The sequence below is a fragment of the Pseudomonas sp. 3JA genome (assembly GCF_036961705.1).
GTDB classification, from domain to species: Bacteria; Pseudomonadota; Gammaproteobacteria; order Pseudomonadales; family Pseudomonadaceae; genus Aquipseudomonas; species Aquipseudomonas fluorescens_Q.
The window spans coordinates 109,345-125,119 of record NZ_JBAMDJ010000008.1 but is presented as its reverse complement, the minus strand read 5'-3'; the positions used below and the strand labels follow the sequence as shown (position 1 = coordinate 125,119).

Below are 15,775 nucleotides of genomic sequence, written 5' to 3'. Positions count from 1 at the left end.
TCTGCCGGCCGGCGCTGTGGCGCAAGTTTATACGGCCTAAACCGGCTGATCGACCAAAAAATTCACCCTGCCGGATCGACATTTTCACAGCGTGTTGTAGGGCGTTTCTGAAATAGCGACTCACAAGCACCGTTTTCCCCTGCGGTTTCGTACCCTCTGCGCCTCTCTCCCTGCCAGTAGGAGCTGCGATGCGCAACGACACGGAAAGTCCCTTCAGCCTGACGCTCACGCAAAGCGGCTTGCAACTGCAAGTCTTGCGGTTCAGTGGCCGCGAAGCCCTCAACCAGCCATACCGCTTTGACCTCGAACTGATCGGCCTGGCCCCGCCGATAGATCTCCAACTGCTCTTGGGGCATCCGGCCTTCCTGCGCCTGGAAGGCGAATCGGGCGTCCATGGGATTGTCCACAGCGTTAGCCTCAGTGCCCTGGCGCCGCGGCGTATCGGCTATCGTGTGACGTTGGTTCCCTACCTCCAGCAACTGGAGCAAGGCCCACAGCGCCGGGTTTTCCATCGGCTCAGCGTGGTGCAGCTGCTGCAACGCCTGCTGGAAGAACACGCGCTACCCGTCGACAGTTACCGTTTCGAACTGCCCCATGGGCTGTATCCGTGTCGCCCGTTTTGCATCCAGTACGACGAAAGCGACCTGACCCTCCTGCAACGACTGTGTGAGGAAGAAGGCATTCATTACCACTTCGAACATGCTCCCCAGGGCCATGTCCTGGTGTTTGCCGAAGACCCAAAGAGCTTTCCCGCGCGCCCCATCGAGCTGCACCTGCGCCCGAACGACAGCCTGCTGCCGGCCATCAGACGCTTGTATTTGCGTCACCATCCGATGATGCCTGGGCTGCCCGTCGGGTTCAGTGACCGGGCCCCGCCCGAAGCCGAGGCCTCGGCGGCGAATCAACCCCTTGAGCGGCTCGATCACGAAGCCATGCGCGGCAACCCGGCCTTGGCTCACCGTTACCAGGCCGGTCGCCGCCACCTTGAACGGCTGCGCTGCCGGCAACGGGAAATCCATGGCCACAGTACCCAACCGGCCCTGCACGGCGGCGACATCGTGCAGGTCTGCGAACACCCGGTTTCCACCTTCAACGATCAATGGTTGATCACCGAGGTCCGGCATCGCGGACGGCAGTTCTCGATCCTGGAGCCGGACCTGCCCGCCGCACCGTCGGCCCGTGACTACCACAACCGGTTCACCGCCATTCCCTGGTCCACCACGTTCAGGCCAGCCCTCAAGCACCCCAAGCCCCCCATCCCCGGGTACCACCTGGCTCATGTACTCGGCAGCACCGGCCAGCCGGCCAGCCCCGATGAACGTGGCCAGGTGAGTGTCAGCCTATGGGCGCCGGACCAGGACGGCATCACGCTGCCCGTGTCGCGGCTGACGCTGGATGGCAGCCCCAGCCTGATGGCCGGCAGCGAAGTGCTGGTGAGTTTTCTCGATGGCGACCCTGATCGACCGGTGCTGTGCCCAGGGGCTGTCGATACCGGCGCAGGCCATAGCGCCACGTCCCCGAAATCGCCCCGTGGGGAGCATGATGCGGGGCTGCTGTTGGACTGGCTGCTGAATCCGCCGGATTTGACTCCCTGACGCAACCCTGTGGCTTCATGCCGGCAAAAATGATCTGGCTCAAGCAAACCCAGCGAAACGGGCTTACAGTAAACGGATAACGCCGCTCTAGACGGCGCTCTACCCTGATCGTTGGAGAGGCCTGCAATGCCCTGGAAAAACTCAGAAAGCCGCTACAGTACCGTCACGGTCACCTTGCATTGGCTGATGCTGGTTCTGCTGGCCGTGGTTTACGCCTGCATCGAGTTCCGCGGGATTTTCCCCAAGGGCAGCGGCGGTCGCACCCTGATCAAGGAAGCGCACTTCATGCTCGGCCTGACGGTGTTCCTGCTGGTCTGGCTACGCCTGTTCGCCCGCAGCATGGGTAAGGCTCCGGCGATTTCCCCGGCATCGCCAGCATGGCAAACCGTTCTCGCTCGCCTGATGCATTGGGCGCTGTACCTGTTCATGATCGCCATGCCGCTGCTGGGCTGGCTGATCACCAGCGCCGAAGGGCACCAGGTGATGTTCTACGGTTTCGATCTGCCGTTGCTCATCAATCAAGACAAGGATTTCGCCAAGCAACTGGAAGGCTGGCACGTGCTGGGCGGCACCATCGGCTATTGGCTGATTGGCCTGCATGCCTTGGCGGGGCTGTACCACCACTATGTGGTACGGGACAACACGCTGCTGCGGATGATGCCCAAACGCGGCTGACCGTCGTTACTCGAACCCCCGGCGGCCTTGCAAACCGCCGGTGTGGACGAAGACCAGACGGGTATCCGGGGCAAATCGTCCGGCCTCGACTTGCGTCTTGAGCAACATCAAGGCTTTGCCGGTGTACAACGGCTCCAGTTCGATGGCCGTCGTGGTTTCGATGAACTCGGTGAGTTCGGCATCGACCCGGGCGAACCCGCCACGGCTGCCGTCGAACAATTCATAAGGTGGACTGCAAAGGCCCGCCTCCCCCACGATGCGTTCGACTTGCTGCACCACGCCATGGTCCTGGGGCACCGCCAGCACGCCATAGACCGGGCGCTGTCCCGCTTCGGCCAGCACCAGCCCGGCCAGCGACGTACCCGTACCACAGGCCAGCCACCAGCCGTGAAAATCCGCCCATCCCAACGTCGCCAGTTGTGCACGGACGTTGGCCGCCCAGACCTGGCAGCCTTGTGCACCGGGCAATCCTGAACCGCCCTCGGGCACCGGATGCAAATAGGGATAGCGGATCTGCCACGGCGCCCAGAAACCCGGCGCGTGCCGCTCTCGGTATCCGCCATAACCCAACCAGTGCAGGTCCATGCCAAACACTTTCAGGTCGCGCACCGTTGGCGTGTCCTGGGGATGACCACGCAACAGCCCCGCCGTGGGAAACCCGAAGCGCTTGCCCGCCGCCGCCAACGCATGCAAATGGTTGGAGTACGCCCCGCCCAGGCTCATGACCCCCTCGGCACCGGCTTCATGGGCGGCGCGCAAGTGATGGACCAACTTGAACCACTTGTTGCCGCTGATCAGTGGATCGATCCGGTCCAGGCGCAACACCGCCACTTCCACACCGGCACGGGCGAGCCAGTCCAGGTGAAGGGGTTCGAGTCGGGGTCGGGGATGCCAATCGAGGGCGGGAAGCAGCATTGCGGCGGGCCGGAGGGGAAGATACCGGCATCTTAACAGCTCGGTGTTGGGAGACTTCAGGATCGGAGTTCACCGTCTCCTGTGGGAGCGAGCTTGCTCGCTCCCACAGGGAGTCCGGGTTCTACAGAGCGTGTGAGTTACAACTGCGCCGCCAACCGCGAACCCTGGTTGATCGCCCGCTTGGCATCCAGTTCCGCCGCCACGTCGGCGCCGCCAATGAGGTGAACGGTCTGCCCCGCCGCTTCTAGGCCTTCCTGCAACTCACGCAGCGGATCCTGGCCGGCGCAGATCACGATGTTGTCCACGGCCAGCACTTGCGGCTCGCCGGTTTCGCCGATGCGAATGTACAGGCCGTCGTCGTCGATCTTCAGGTACTCGACGCTGTTGAGCATCTGCACCTGCTTGTTCTTCAGGCCCGTGCGGTGAATCCAGCCGGTGGTCTTGCCCAGGCCGTCACCAACCTTCGAGGTCTTGCGTTGCAACAGGAACACCTGGCGCGCCGGTGCATGGGGTTCAGCCTTGATCCCGGCCACACCGCCGCGAGCCTCGAGGTGGGTGTCGATGCCCCACTCCTTCCAGAACGCCTCGCGGTCCTGGCTGGTGGCGACGCCCTGATGCACCAGGAACTCCGACACGTCGAAGCCAATACCGCCTGCACCGATCACCGCGACACTGCGGCCCACCGGCTTGCGCTCGAGGATCACGTCCAGGTAGCTCAACACCTTGGCATGCTCCACCCCGGGAATCGCCGGCACGCGCGGCGCGATGCCGGTGGCAAGGATGATCTCGTCGTAGCCGCCGGCCACCAATTGCGCCACATCCACCCGGGTATCGAGGCACAGCTCGACATGGCTGGTCTGCAATTTTCGCTTGAAGTAGCGCAGTGTTTCGAAGAACTCTTCCTTGCCCGGCACGCGCTTGGCAATGTTGAACTGACCGCCGATTTCACTGGCCGAATCGAACAGCGTCACCTGGTGCCCACGTTCGGCCGCCACCGTGGCTGCGGACAACCCGGCGGGGCCGGCACCGACCACGGCGATTTTCTTCACCTGGGTCACCGGCAGGTAGTTCAGCTCGGTTTCATGGCAAGCCCGTGGGTTGACCAGGCAACTGGTGAGCTTGCCGCCAAAGGTGTGGTCCAGGCACGCCTGGTTGCAGCCGATGCAGGTGTTGATTTCGTCACTGCGACCGGCAGCGGCCTTGTTGACGAACTCCGGATCGGCCAGGAAGGGCCGGGCCATGGAGACCATATCGGCATCGCCCTCAGCGAGGATCTGCTCGGCCACTTCCGGGGTGTTGATGCGATTGGTCGTGATCAGCGGGATGCTTACCGAACCACGCAGCTTGGCCGTGACCTTGCTGAACGCCGCCCGTGGAACCTTGGTGGCAATGGTGGGAATCCGCGCTTCGTGCCAACCGATACCGGTGTTGATGATCGTTGCGCCGGCCTGCTCGATGGCCTTGGCCAACTGGACGATTTCCTCCCACGAACTGCCACCTTCCACCAGATCGAGCATCGACAGGCGAAAGATGATGATGAAGTTCGGGCCTACTGCCTCACGCACCCGACGCACGATTTCCACCGGCAGGCGCATGCGGTTTTCATAGCTGCCGCCCCAACGGTCGGTACGGTGGTTGGTGTGGGCCGCCAGGAACTGGTTAATGAAATAACCTTCCGAGCCCATGATCTCGACGCCGTCGTATTCGGCCTTCTGGGCCAGTACCGAACAGGTGACGAAATCGCTGATCTGCTTCTCGATACCCTCCTCGTCCAGTTCCTTGGGCTTGAACGGGTTGATCGGTGCCTGGATCGCGCTCGGTGCCACCTGCTTGGGGCTGTAGGCGTAGCGCCCGGCATGGAGAATTTGCATGCAGATCTTGCCACCGGCCTCGTGTACGGCCCGGGTCACGATCTGGTGCTTGAGCGCTTCTTCCTCGGTGGTCAGCTTGGCCGCCCCGGAGTACACGCCGCCCTCGTCATTCGGCCCGATCCCACCGGTGACCATCAGGCCCACGCCGCCCCGGGCGCGCTCGGCAAAATACGCCGCCATGCGTTCGAAGCCGCCGGGTTTCTCTTCCAGGCCGGTGTGCATCGAACCCATCAGGGTACGGTTGCGCAACGTGGTGAAACCCAGGTCCAGCGGGGCCAGCAGGTGCGGGTAATGAGAGGCGGTCATCGGTAACTCCACAACGGGCGATCACGGGGAAAAGCGCAAACTCTGCAGCTTGCGTCTGTCATGACCCACAGCGTAAGAGTCCGGATGCGGGCACTCAATGACCGTAACTGACAAGTTAATGATCCAAATGTGCAGTGCACCGATCAGCTGCGCGTGACTCTCGCTGGAATGCACCAGTCCTATCAACGCTGGTCCAGGTGCTCAACCCTAAAATAACCCTAATAACACGGTCGCCCTCGCATGCATCCCCAACGAAAAATGCTGCACAACGAGTTGCACGCCCGCCCGTCGCTGTACTTCGACGAGCCGGCCCACGTCTTCCACCTGGCGTTTCTTGGCGACAATGCCCAGTGCAACGCGCTGCTCGAGCGACTGTGCCCTGAAACCGTCGCAGCAGAGGCCGCACAAGGCATCACCCGCCTTGAAGGCCATCCACTCAAGTGGGAGCGCCACGCCGAGTTCTTCACCCTGACCCTGGTCGCTCCCGCCAGCACCAACGAACTGCACTGGACAACGCTGCCCGAATGCCTTGCCCAGGGTATCGAAGGCCATGCCCAGCACCTCATCAATGCCGTTCAGGTAGTGGTGCGCGCCGAAGCCGGTCTCGACCTGCCCAGCTACGGTTTCAAGGACCCCTGCGGTTCTTGCGTGGGCGGTGGCGATGCGGTGGTCTGGAGCGATTTTCGCCTGACCGAGGACGGCACCAACCGCCTGCTGTTCATTAACCGACGACTCAACGCTTATCGTCAGGGCCGCATGATCCGGCGCCTGCTGGAAATCGAGACCTATCGCATGATGGCGTCCTTGTCGCTCAATACCGCCAAGGCACTGGACCCGCAACTGAACGAATTCGATCGCACCCTGGTGAGCCTGTCCGAACGCAACGCCAATGCCAGCGGCGTGCATGCCAAGGCCCTGCTGGAGGACATCGCCCTGCTGTCTCGCCAGGTTGTCAGCAGCACGGTCAAGAATCGCCACCGTTTCAGCGCCACCCGCGCCTATGCCCAACTGGTGTTCGAGCGCCTGGGGGAGTTGCGTGAAAGTCACCTGGGGGATTGCCAGCGGCTGGGCGTGTTCATCGAACGGCGTTTCAAACCCACGGTGCGTTATTGCGCAGCCACCGAACAGCGCCTCGAGCAACTGGCCATGAGCGTTGCCAACCTGGGTGACTTGTTGCAAGCACGCGTACAGGTCGAAATGGAGGATCAGAACGCCGAGATCCTGCGCAGCCTCAATGCACGCGCCGATGCACAGATAAAGATCCAGCGCGCGGTGGAAGGCCTGTCGATCATTGCCATCACCTACTACCTGATCAATCTGTTCAAACTGGTCTATAGCGGGCTGCACACCTTGGGCGCAAGCCTCTCCGCCCGCGAGGCACTGCTGGGCATGACGCCACCGGTGCTGTTGATCATGCTGCTGATTCTGATCCGCATCAGGAAGGCCAAAAGTCACTAGTGCGCCTTGCTCGCGCGCAGGGTGTCCAAGGATTCCATGGACGCCTTGGCGCAGGCCTGGCGCAAGTACAAATCAGCGCCCGCCCTTCGCTAATCCCTTGTTTTACCGTACCCTGCCCCGTAGCTCCTGATGAAAAATCACGAACCTGCACACGGCCGCTGACTGTTCTCCCATGCGCAAATTTCTGTACCTGCTGTTTTCCCTGGCCTTGATTGCCGCCCTGATCACCTACGCACTGTGGACGACGGATCGTCCGACGGGTCATTACCTGTCGGACCTGCGCATCAGCCTGGCCGTCGATCAGGGCACACCCGCCGACCGCGGTAACCTGCTGGGCATCCAACCCGAACTGTTCCCCACCGACTACCAGAGCCCCGAGCGCCTGCATCGCAAACTGGCAGCCTATCTGCAGACGGCTCGCGACCAGGGCTTTCTCAATGCCAAGACCGTGGTGGTCCTGCCCGAGCACATCGGCACCTGGTTGATGGTCGGCGGCGAAAAAGACGAGTTGTACCAGGCCACCAGCCTGAAGGAAGCCATGAACTGGCTGGCGATCAGTAATCCGCTAGCGTTTATCCAGGCATTGATCAGCGCTCAAGGCGATAGCCGACTGGACGATGCCCACCTGCGCATGAAAGCCGAGCGCATGGCCCATGACTATCAAGCGCTGTTCGGTGGGCTGGCCAAGGAGTTCGGTATCACCCTGGTGGCCGGCTCCATCGTGCTTCCCGAGCCCAGTGTCAGTGACGGTGAACTGAAGATCGGTCGCGGTGCGCTGTACAACAGCAGCCTGGTGTTCGGCAGCGATGGCCGGCCGATCGGCCAGCCACAACGCCAACGACATCCGGTGTTTGAACAGCGCGACGTGCTTGGGGCCGACCGCCCGACCGCTGTCCAAGTCATCGACACCCCCGCCGGGCGCCTGGGCGTGCTGATCGGCAGCGACAGTTGGTACCCGCTCCACTACCGGCAACTCAACGACCAGGGCGCGCAACTGATTGCGGTGCCCGCCTTCATCCTCGGTCGCGACACATGGGACAAACCCTGGAGCGGTTATAAAGGCCTGTCCACGCCGAGCGAGGTGAGCCTCAAGCCAGGTGAAGTGAGCGAGGGCCAAGCCTGGCATCGCCTGACACTGACCGGCCAATTGCCCATCAGCCAGGCCCAGGGCGGCGTCAGCGTGTTCCTGCGGGGCCAGTTCTGGGACAACGGCAGCGCCGGCCAGAGTTTCATCAGCCACAACGGCCAACACTTCCCCGATGGCAACGCCCGCGGCGCCCGCCTGCTGAACCTGTGGTTGTGAACATGAAACCGCAGCCGATGCGCCTGGGCGACCTGTCTGTGGGCTTTGTCCATAGCTTGGCTGACGCCGTCGCCAGCCATGGGCAAGACCCTCAACCTCTGCTTGAACAGTACGGTCTCGATGCCGCGCGCCTGGCCGAGCCCGGAGCACGATTGTCGATCCCGCGCTACATGCGTCTGGGCCACGCCGCGATTCAACAAACTCAGGACCCAGCCTTGGGCCTGCGCATGGGCCAACTCGGCCGCTTGAGCCAGGCCGGGCTGGCGGGCGTTACCGCGGCCCAGGCGCCCACTGTGCGCGAGGCCGCCCGCTGCATGATCCGCTTCGAGCCGCTGTACGGCTCCAACTATCGCGGCCAATCGAGTTTCCATGAAGATGCCCAAGGCGCTTGGCTACGGTTCTATTCCATCAGCCCGTATAACGCCTACAACCGCTTTGTCGTGGACTCGATCATTGCCGGCTGGCTTGCGCAACTGTCCAGCGTCAGCGGCATCGCGCTACGGCCAGAACGCATCGAAATCGAATTCGAGGCGCCGGCATACGTGGAGGCCTACCGCACGCTCGGTGACTGCCCGATCCAATTTGGCGCCGAACAGAATCAACTGCGACTGGGCCTGGACAGCCTCGCCCAGCGCAACCCACAGCATTGCCCCAGCACCTGGCACCATCTGCTTCAGTTGTGTGAACGGGAACTGGAACAACTGACCCGCACCCGCAGCCTGCGCGAGCGCATCATCCAACTGCTGGGACCGTTGCTCAACGGCGGCCGGGAACCCGACCTGGAAGAAGTGGCGGCTCGCCTGAAGCTGCCAACCTGGACCCTGCGTCGCAAGCTGGCCGAGGAAGGCACGCAGTTTCGCGCCATCCTCAACGACACCCGCCGCGACCTGGCCATGACCTACATACGCGATACCGAACTGGCGTTTGGCGAAATCGCTTATCTATTGGGATTCGCCTCAGCCGAGGCATTTCAACGAGCCTTCAAGCGCTGGAACAACCAGACACCCGGAGAGTTTCGTCGTAGTCGCCGAGGGGTTTGAGCTTCAAGAACCTGGCTAGGTGCTTACCATTTGTAGCTTGTCGCGATCCTTACAACTCCGTCGCATCTTCGGCGGGTTCCAACGGGTCCAGTTCATACGCCTGGTATTCCAGCAGCTCTTCCTGATAATCATCCATTACGTGTCCTTCCCCTGTCATTGAAACCGATGCCTTATGGCGCTGGCATCAGCATAAAGCTGCTTTATGAATAAAACATGAAGCAAAGGCTTCATGAATTAAACGTAGCACAGGGTCGGGAAATTACTGTGTAAAGAGTGACAGGGCATTACTCCCTGCCACTGAACCTCAGGATGACGGAAGCGGCTGGATCGGCTCGGTCGGTGCCGGTAACGAGCTGGACGGTGGTGGCGGTGGTGTAACGGTTTGCGTCGTCGGCGCAGACTCGAACGACTCGGGTGCAATCGACTCGGGTGCAATCGGCGCTGGCTCGCTCGGCGGTGCGACGGGCTCCGAGACCGTGGGAGTGGTTTCGACGGGGGCCGGAGCGGCCTCTTCCACCGGGGTGGCTGGCGCAGGGGCAATCGGCTCCGGCGCAGGCGCTGGCGCTGGAGCAGGCATCAGGGCAGCCGGTTCGACTTTGGTTTCCGGAATGCCCAGTTCAGTTTTCGGTTTTTCGGCGTTATCGGCCGCTTTCTTCGCCTCGGGAGGCAGGAACAGCTCTACCAGGGCAAAGAAGCGCTCATAGAACTTGGACGCCGACACGGTTTCGCTGGCGACCTTGACCATCGAATCATCCGAGGAGCCGATCGGCATCGATACCGAACCCAACACGCCCACGCCCAGGCTGGCGGAGTTGTTGATCTTCTTGAGGGCATAACGGTCCTGCAAGGCGTTGGCGAACATCGTCGCACGGTGACCAGTACCGCCGTCTTCGGCACAGACCAGGTTGAAGCTGATTTCCATGTGGGTGTCACCGGTCTGCTGGAAGCTCTTGTGACCGCTGACCAGCTTCGGATCGCTGCTGGTGATGATGTAGCCCTGGCTGAGCAACGCCCGACGCCCGGCCTCGCAGGTCGCCGCGTCGCTCACAGGATAAGTGCGCGAGAACGTGCCGGAGTCGTCGAAATTCTCGTGCTCGTAAATGGCAGCTTTCTTCGACGAGCAACCGGCTGCGGCGGCCAGCAACAGTGCAAGCCCGACGGTGCGCATGGGAAATGATTTGAACATTGAACATCCTGAGAAAAACGGTCCGGGGCGCATTGTGCAACAGAACGCGACTCGGCAGCGTGGCTAATCTTGTTTCAAGGGGGTTACAAGTTTACTGGGGGTTGTTTGCAGGAAAAAGACGCCAACCGGATAGATCGACGAACACCCGCTTTCCAGGCAACAAGCAGATACAAAAATCTGACGGTTCGGGCTAATGCTGTTCACTTCAGCGGTCAATGAAGTTTTTTATTCCGTTTCCAGAGACGTGGTTTTATTTGGACATACACCCAAAACCCAAGCCCAAAAAAACGGCGCTTCCCCTTTCTGGAGAAGCGCCGTTTTCTCTAAAGCGAACAGCAATACAATCAGGCTTGGCCAAACCTCAAGCAATTAGAAACGCTTGATATCCGCCTGGCTCTCCAACTGCTTGCGATACGCCGCAAAGTCCTGCTGACCAACACGGGACGCGAGGTAGCGGCGATATTCCGCCTTCTCTTCGTCAGTCGGTGCCGCGGCTTCGTTCACGCCATTCAAACGCACGACCATCAGGCTGCCATCGGGCAAGGTCACGCTGGTGAACGTCGGCTTGTCCTTGGACTCAGGCTTAGGCATGCGGAACAGTGCTTGCAGCACCGCCGGGTCGATGCCTTCCTGGTTGCGGGTGGCCGCCTCGATGGCTTTCCAGCCTTGGCCGTCAACCGGTTTATCCAGTGCCGTCTTGCCGTCGCGCAGGCTGGTGATCAGCTCGTCGGCGCGGGTCTTGGCCGCTGCGCTGGCATGTTCCTTGGTCAATTGAGCACGAATCGGCCCTGCCACGCTTTCCAGCGGCAGTTGCTCAGGCTTGCGGTGCTCCTTGGCACGCAGCACTACGACGGTTTCCGGGTCCAGTTCGATGGCGGTGCTGTTGGCACCTTCATCCAGCACTTCCGGGCTGAACGCCGCAGTGACCACGGCGCGATTGGCCGCAACCCCTTCACCGCCTTCACGACCGAACGGGGCCGATGTATGAATGGTCAGCTTCAGGTCCTGGGCCGGCTGCGCCAGGTCGGACGCTTCGAACGAGGCATCTTCCAGTTGCTTGGTCGCCTCCACGAAACGCTGCTCCACCTGCTGAGTCTTCAGCTCGCGGGTCAGTTTGTCCTTGAGGCTGGCGAAGGTCGGCACTTCAGGCGCTTCGACCCCCAGCAGCTTGATCAGGTGCAAACCGAAATCGGTACGGACCGGTGCCGAGACCTGGTCCTTGTTCAAGGCGTACAAGGCCTTTTCGAACTCCGGATCGTAGACACCTGGGCCGGCATAGCCGAGATCGCCGCCGTTGTTCGCCGAACCCGGGTCCTGGGAAAACTCCTTCGCCAACGCTTCAAACGACTCGCCTTTGGCCAAGCGAGCCTGGATCTCTTCGATCTTCGCCTTGGCCTGGGCTTCGGTCACCTTGTCGTTCACTTCGATCAGGATGTGCGCAGCGCGACGCTGTTCGGACAGGTTGGCGATTTCTTTCTGATAGGCCGCTTGCAGGTCTTCGTCCTTGACGCTGACCTGATCGAAGAAAGAGGCTTTCTTCAGCTCGAGATAATCGATGACCACCTGGTCAGGTGTCATGAATTCCTTGGCGTGTTGGTCGTAGTAAGCCTTGACCTCATCGTCGGTCAGCTTTACCGACGCAGGATCGGCCTTGATGTTCAAGGTGGCGAAATCACGCGTCTGTTTTTCCAGGCGTGCAAATGCCAGCACTTGGGCATCGGTGACGAAACCGCTGCCCGCCAGGCCGGCGCGCAACTGACCGATCAGCATTTCCTGAGCCAGCATCTGGCGGAACTGCATACGGCTATAACCCAGCTGGCGGATCACCTGATCGAAACGCTCGGCGCTGAATTTACCATCCACCTGAAACTCAGGCGTCTGCAGGATGACTTGATCAAGCGCAGCTTCCGAGAAAGCGAATTTCGCATCGTGTGCACCTTGCAGCAGCAACTTGCGGTCGATCAGGCCCTTGAGCGCCGAATCGCGCAGCATTTTTTCGTCCAGCAGGGAGGCGTCGAAATCCTTGCCCAGCTGTTGCATGAGCTGACGGCGTTGCATGTCGACCGCCTGGCTCAGCTCGTTCTGGCTGATTTTTTCGCCGTTGACCTTGGCCGCGTCATTGCTGTTGGTGGTGGCTTGAAAAATGGCATCGAAACCGGTCAACGCCATCAATGCGACGATGACCCCGATGATGGTCTTGGCAATCCAGCCTTGTGAATTGTCCCTGATATTCTGCAGCATGCGTCCCCCAAAAACGGTTGAACTTCAAATTTAGGCAACCGTGGAGCGTGGGTAGAATCCGGATAGAAGAAAGGCGCATCCGAGGATGCGCCTTCTCGTAACTGGCGGAGCGGACCGGGCTCTAACCTGCAAGCCCTGGTGTGCCAGACCGGTTGCAACCGGCCGTATTACCGCTCCGCTGCCAAGCCAGGCATGACCCCGACCCGGATAAACTCAACGAAACCTTAGTTAACGGCTTCTTTCAGTGCTTTACCAGCTTTGAAGCCTGGCTTTTTGGCAGCAGCGATTTCCAGCGTCTTACCGGTCTGCGGGTTGCGACCGATACGAGCAGGACGATCGGTCACGGAGAAGGTACCGAAACCAACCAGAACAACGGAGTCGCCAGCCTTCAGAGCGCCAGTGACGGATTCGATTACAGCGTCCAGCGCACGGCCAGCAGCAGCTTTCGGGATATCAGCGGATGCAGCGATAGCATCAATCAGTTCCGACTTGTTCACTCTAAGTCCCCTTATATCTATTTGAGATGATTCTAAGTTTTTTTGGTGAAAGCAAAAACGAGTGCTGAATGGCCTGCAGACACTTAAGAGCCGCTTTATAACAAGGGCTCTAAAAAACTGTCAAGGAAGCCCCCCAGGCAAATGCGTATTAATGCGTGCTAATTCTTTCCTTAGAGTCAGACTCTCGCTTTTCTTCCTTCGCGACAATCTCCGGAGCCACATCCGGCAAGGGCTCCGGCGCGTATTGCAGCGCAATTTGCAGGACCTCGTCAATCCATTTAACGGGTTTGATCTGAAGATCTTGCTTGATGTTGTCAGGAATTTCCTTCAGGTCGCGGACATTCTCTTCGGGAATGATCACGATCTTGATCCCGCCACGGTGTGCCGCCAGCAGTTTTTCCTTCAGGCCGCCAATCGCCAGGACCTGGCCACGCAACGTGATTTCACCCGTCATGGCGACGTCGGCGCGCACCGGAATACCGGTCAATGCCGAAACCAGGGCCGTGCACATGCCTACACCAGCGCTTGGGCCGTCCTTGGGCGTAGCCCCTTCAGGCATGTGGATATGCGTATCGCGCTTCTCATGGAAGTCCAGGGGAATACCCAGGCTCCGCGCGCGACTGCGAACCACCGTCAGCGCAGCGGTGATCGATTCGACCATCACGTCGCCCAGGGAACCGGTCTTGATCAGTTGCCCCTTGCCCGGCACCACGGCGGCTTCGATGGTCAGCAACTCACCACCGACCTGGGTCCAGGCCAAGCCAGTCACCTGGCCGATCTGGTCCTGTTGCTCGGCAAGGCCATAGCGGAACTTGCGTACGCCCAGGAAGTGCTCCAGCAGGTCAGCAGTGACCTTGACCGCGAAGCGTTTTTCCAGCGCATGTTCCTTGACCGCCTTGCGGCAAACCTTGGCAATCTGCCGCTCCAGGCCACGCACACCGGCTTCGCGGGTGTAGTAGCGGATGATGTCGCGAATCGCTTCCTCGTCGAATTCCAGCTCGCCTTTTTTCAGACCGTTGGCCTGGATCTGCTTGGGCGAAAGGTATTTCACGGCGATGTTGATCTTCTCGTCCTCGGTGTAACCCGGCAGACGAATCACCTCCATCCGGTCCAGCAACGCTGGCGGAATGTTCATGGAGTTGGAGGTGCAAAGGAACATCACATCCGACAGGTCGTAATCGACCTCCAGGTAGTGATCGTTGAAGTTGTGATTCTGCTCAGGATCGAGGACTTCGAGCAATGCAGAGGCTGGATCGCCGCGCATGTCGCTACCCATCTTGTCGATTTCGTCCAAAAGGAACAGCGGATTGCGCACGCCGACCTTTGTCATCTTTTGAATCAATCTTCCTGGCATCGAACCGATGTAGGTACGGCGATGGCCCCGAATTTCCGCCTCATCGCGCACACCGCCAAGGGCCATGCGTACGAATTTGCGGTTGGTGGCGTGGGCAATCGACTCCGCAAGGGAAGTTTTACCGACCCCTGGAGGACCAACCAGGCACAGGACCGGGCCACGGATCTTCTTCACGCGCTTCTGCACGGCGAGGTATTCCAGGATGCGTTCCTTGACCTCTTCCAGGCCGTAATGATCGGCGTCGAGGATGTCTTCGGCACGCGCCAGGTCCAGACGCACCTTGCTCTGGGCTTTCCACGGCACCTGGACCAACCAGTCGATGTAGGAGCGCACGACGGTGGCCTCGGCAGACATCGGCGACATTTGCTTGAGCTTGTTCAGCTCGGCCTGGGCCTTAGCCAGTGCATCCTTGGGCAAGCCGGCAGCATCGATGCGCTTTTTCAGCTCCTCGATTTCGTTGTGACCTTCGTCGCCATCGCCCAGCTCTTTCTGGATGGCCTTCATCTGCTCATTCAGGTAGTACTCGCGCTGGCTGCGCTCCATCTGCTTCTTGACGCGACCGCGGATGCGTTTCTCGACCTGCAACAGATCGATTTCGCCGTCGAGCAGTGCCAGCACGTGTTCGACACGGGCCGACAAATCAATGATTTCGAGAATTTCCTGCTTCTGCTCGATTTTGAGGGCCATGTGGGCCGCCATCGTATCGACCAATCGCCCAGGCTCATCGATGCTGTTAAGCGACGACAGGACCTCTGCAGGCACCTTCTTGCCCAGTTGCACGTATTGTTCGAACTGCGACAGCAGGCTGCGGACAAACACTTCTGATTCACGCTCGGGCGCATCGACCTCTTCGATCAGCGACACCTCGGCCCGGCAATGGCCGTCCACTTCGCTGAAACGCTCGATAGCACCACGCTGCTCGCCTTCGACCAGGACCTTGACGGTGCCGTCGGGCAGCTTGAGCAATTGCAGAACCGTTGCAATCGTACCTACGCGATACAGTGCGTCTTCGCCGGGATCATCGTCGGCAGGATTTCTCTGAGCCAGCAGAAGAATCTGCTTGTCACCCGTCATCGCAGCCTCAAGGGCTTCGATAGACTTCTCGCGCCCCACGAACAGCGGGATAACCATGTGCGGATACACCACGACATCGCGCAATGGCAGGAGAGGCAATTCGATGGTTGTCTTCATGATTTCGCCTCTACGGCGGCCCTCGGGCCGGAAACAGATGGAAGTAAGCTTGAAACCAAGATGGGGGCAGCCTCGAAAAAAAACAAGCGCTAAGACACGTCTAAAACGCGCAAAAAGCAAAGGGGCCCGAAGGCCCCTTCTTT

General features: G+C 60.4%; 11 protein-coding genes. 5 read left to right on the top strand and 6 right to left on the bottom strand.

The window, feature by feature from the left end; all coding sequences use genetic code 11:
• Positions 1-188 precede the first annotated feature (188 nt).
• Together V7773_RS08695 and V7773_RS08690 are read left to right on the top strand one after the other, a co-directional pair.
• Positions 189-1,595 (top strand): type VI secretion system Vgr family protein, encoded by a 1,407-nt coding sequence (locus V7773_RS08695; protein ID WP_336073036.1) that lies wholly within the window; start codon positions 189-191, stop codon positions 1,593-1,595.
• 126 nt (positions 1,596-1,721) lie between these two features.
• Positions 1,722-2,270, top strand: coding sequence for a cytochrome b (locus V7773_RS08690; RefSeq protein WP_336073035.1), 549 nt, complete (start codon positions 1,722-1,724; stop codon positions 2,268-2,270).
• 6 nt (positions 2,271-2,276) lie between these two features.
• Here the strand turns inward: V7773_RS08690 and V7773_RS08685 are convergent, their stop codons facing one another.
• The gene (locus V7773_RS08685) at positions 2,277-3,185 is read right to left on the bottom strand and encodes a 1-aminocyclopropane-1-carboxylate deaminase/D-cysteine desulfhydrase (protein ID WP_336073034.1); all 909 of its coding nucleotides are present in this window, start codon (positions 3,183-3,185) and stop codon (positions 2,277-2,279) included.
• Between the two features lie 137 nt (positions 3,186-3,322).
• The gene (locus V7773_RS08680) at positions 3,323-5,362 is read right to left on the bottom strand and encodes an NADPH-dependent 2,4-dienoyl-CoA reductase (protein WP_336073033.1); all 2,040 of its coding nucleotides are present in this window, start codon (positions 5,360-5,362) and stop codon (positions 3,323-3,325) included.
• Positions 5,363-5,602: 240 nt separating this feature from the next.
• On the opposite strand from V7773_RS08680, the gene V7773_RS08675 reads away from it, so the two are divergent.
• The 3 genes from V7773_RS08675 to V7773_RS08665 all read left to right on the top strand — a co-directional run bounded on the left by V7773_RS08675 (position 5,603) and on the right by V7773_RS08665 (position 9,163).
• Positions 5,603-6,820, top strand: a complete 1,218-nt coding sequence (locus V7773_RS08675) for a DUF3422 domain-containing protein (protein ID WP_336073032.1) — start codon at positions 5,603-5,605, stop codon at positions 6,818-6,820.
• A gap of 172 nt (positions 6,821-6,992) precedes the next feature.
• Positions 6,993-8,123, top strand: coding sequence for a carbon-nitrogen hydrolase family protein (locus tag V7773_RS08670; protein ID WP_063322125.1), 1,131 nt, complete (start codon positions 6,993-6,995; stop codon positions 8,121-8,123).
• A 2-nt stretch (positions 8,124-8,125) separates the two neighbouring features.
• Positions 8,126-9,163, top strand: a complete 1,038-nt coding sequence (locus V7773_RS08665; protein WP_336073031.1) for an AraC family transcriptional regulator — start codon at positions 8,126-8,128, stop codon at positions 9,161-9,163.
• A gap of 304 nt (positions 9,164-9,467) precedes the next feature.
• Here the strand turns inward: V7773_RS08665 and V7773_RS08660 are convergent, their stop codons facing one another.
• The 4 genes from V7773_RS08660 to lon all read right to left on the bottom strand — a co-directional run bounded on the left by V7773_RS08660 (position 9,468) and on the right by lon (position 15,632).
• A complete protein-coding gene (locus tag V7773_RS08660) occupies positions 9,468-10,349 on the bottom strand; it encodes a DUF2242 domain-containing protein (RefSeq protein WP_336073030.1) in 882 nt (293 codons plus the stop codon).
• Positions 10,350-10,718: 369 nt separating this feature from the next.
• Positions 10,719-12,590, bottom strand: a complete 1,872-nt coding sequence (locus tag V7773_RS08655; RefSeq protein WP_336073029.1) for a SurA N-terminal domain-containing protein — start codon at positions 12,588-12,590, stop codon at positions 10,719-10,721.
• Positions 12,591-12,814: 224 nt separating this feature from the next.
• Entirely contained in the window at positions 12,815-13,087 is a 273-nt protein-coding gene (locus V7773_RS08650; protein ID WP_002552737.1) for an HU family DNA-binding protein, read from the bottom strand.
• 148 nt (positions 13,088-13,235) lie between these two features.
• Positions 13,236-15,632 (bottom strand): endopeptidase La, encoded by a 2,397-nt coding sequence (gene lon, locus V7773_RS08645; protein WP_057448844.1) that lies wholly within the window; start codon positions 15,630-15,632, stop codon positions 13,236-13,238.
• Between the last annotated feature and the right edge of the window lie 143 nt (positions 15,633-15,775).

Excerpts from the sequence above, each read along its gene's own strand:
- V7773_RS08695 (WP_336073036.1), top strand. The coding sequence starts at position 189 with ATGCGCAACGACACGGAAAGTCCCTTCAGCCTGACGCTCACGCAAAGC.
- V7773_RS08690 (WP_336073035.1), top strand. The coding sequence starts at position 1,722 with ATGCCCTGGAAAAACTCAGAAAGCCGCTACAGTACCGTCACGGTCACC.
- V7773_RS08685 (WP_336073034.1), bottom strand. The coding sequence starts at position 3,185 with ATGCTGCTTCCCGCCCTCGATTGGCATCCCCGACCCCGACTCGAACCC.
- V7773_RS08680 (WP_336073033.1), bottom strand. The coding sequence starts at position 5,362 with ATGACCGCCTCTCATTACCCGCACCTGCTGGCCCCGCTGGACCTGGGT.
- V7773_RS08675 (WP_336073032.1), top strand. The coding sequence starts at position 5,603 with ATGCATCCCCAACGAAAAATGCTGCACAACGAGTTGCACGCCCGCCCG.
- V7773_RS08670 (WP_063322125.1), top strand. The coding sequence starts at position 6,993 with ATGCGCAAATTTCTGTACCTGCTGTTTTCCCTGGCCTTGATTGCCGCC.
- V7773_RS08665 (WP_336073031.1), top strand. The coding sequence starts at position 8,126 with ATGAAACCGCAGCCGATGCGCCTGGGCGACCTGTCTGTGGGCTTTGTC.
- V7773_RS08660 (WP_336073030.1), bottom strand. The coding sequence starts at position 10,349 with ATGTTCAAATCATTTCCCATGCGCACCGTCGGGCTTGCACTGTTGCTG.
- V7773_RS08655 (WP_336073029.1), bottom strand. The coding sequence starts at position 12,590 with ATGCTGCAGAATATCAGGGACAATTCACAAGGCTGGATTGCCAAGACC.
- lon (WP_057448844.1), bottom strand. The coding sequence starts at position 15,632 with ATGAAGACAACCATCGAATTGCCTCTCCTGCCATTGCGCGATGTCGTG.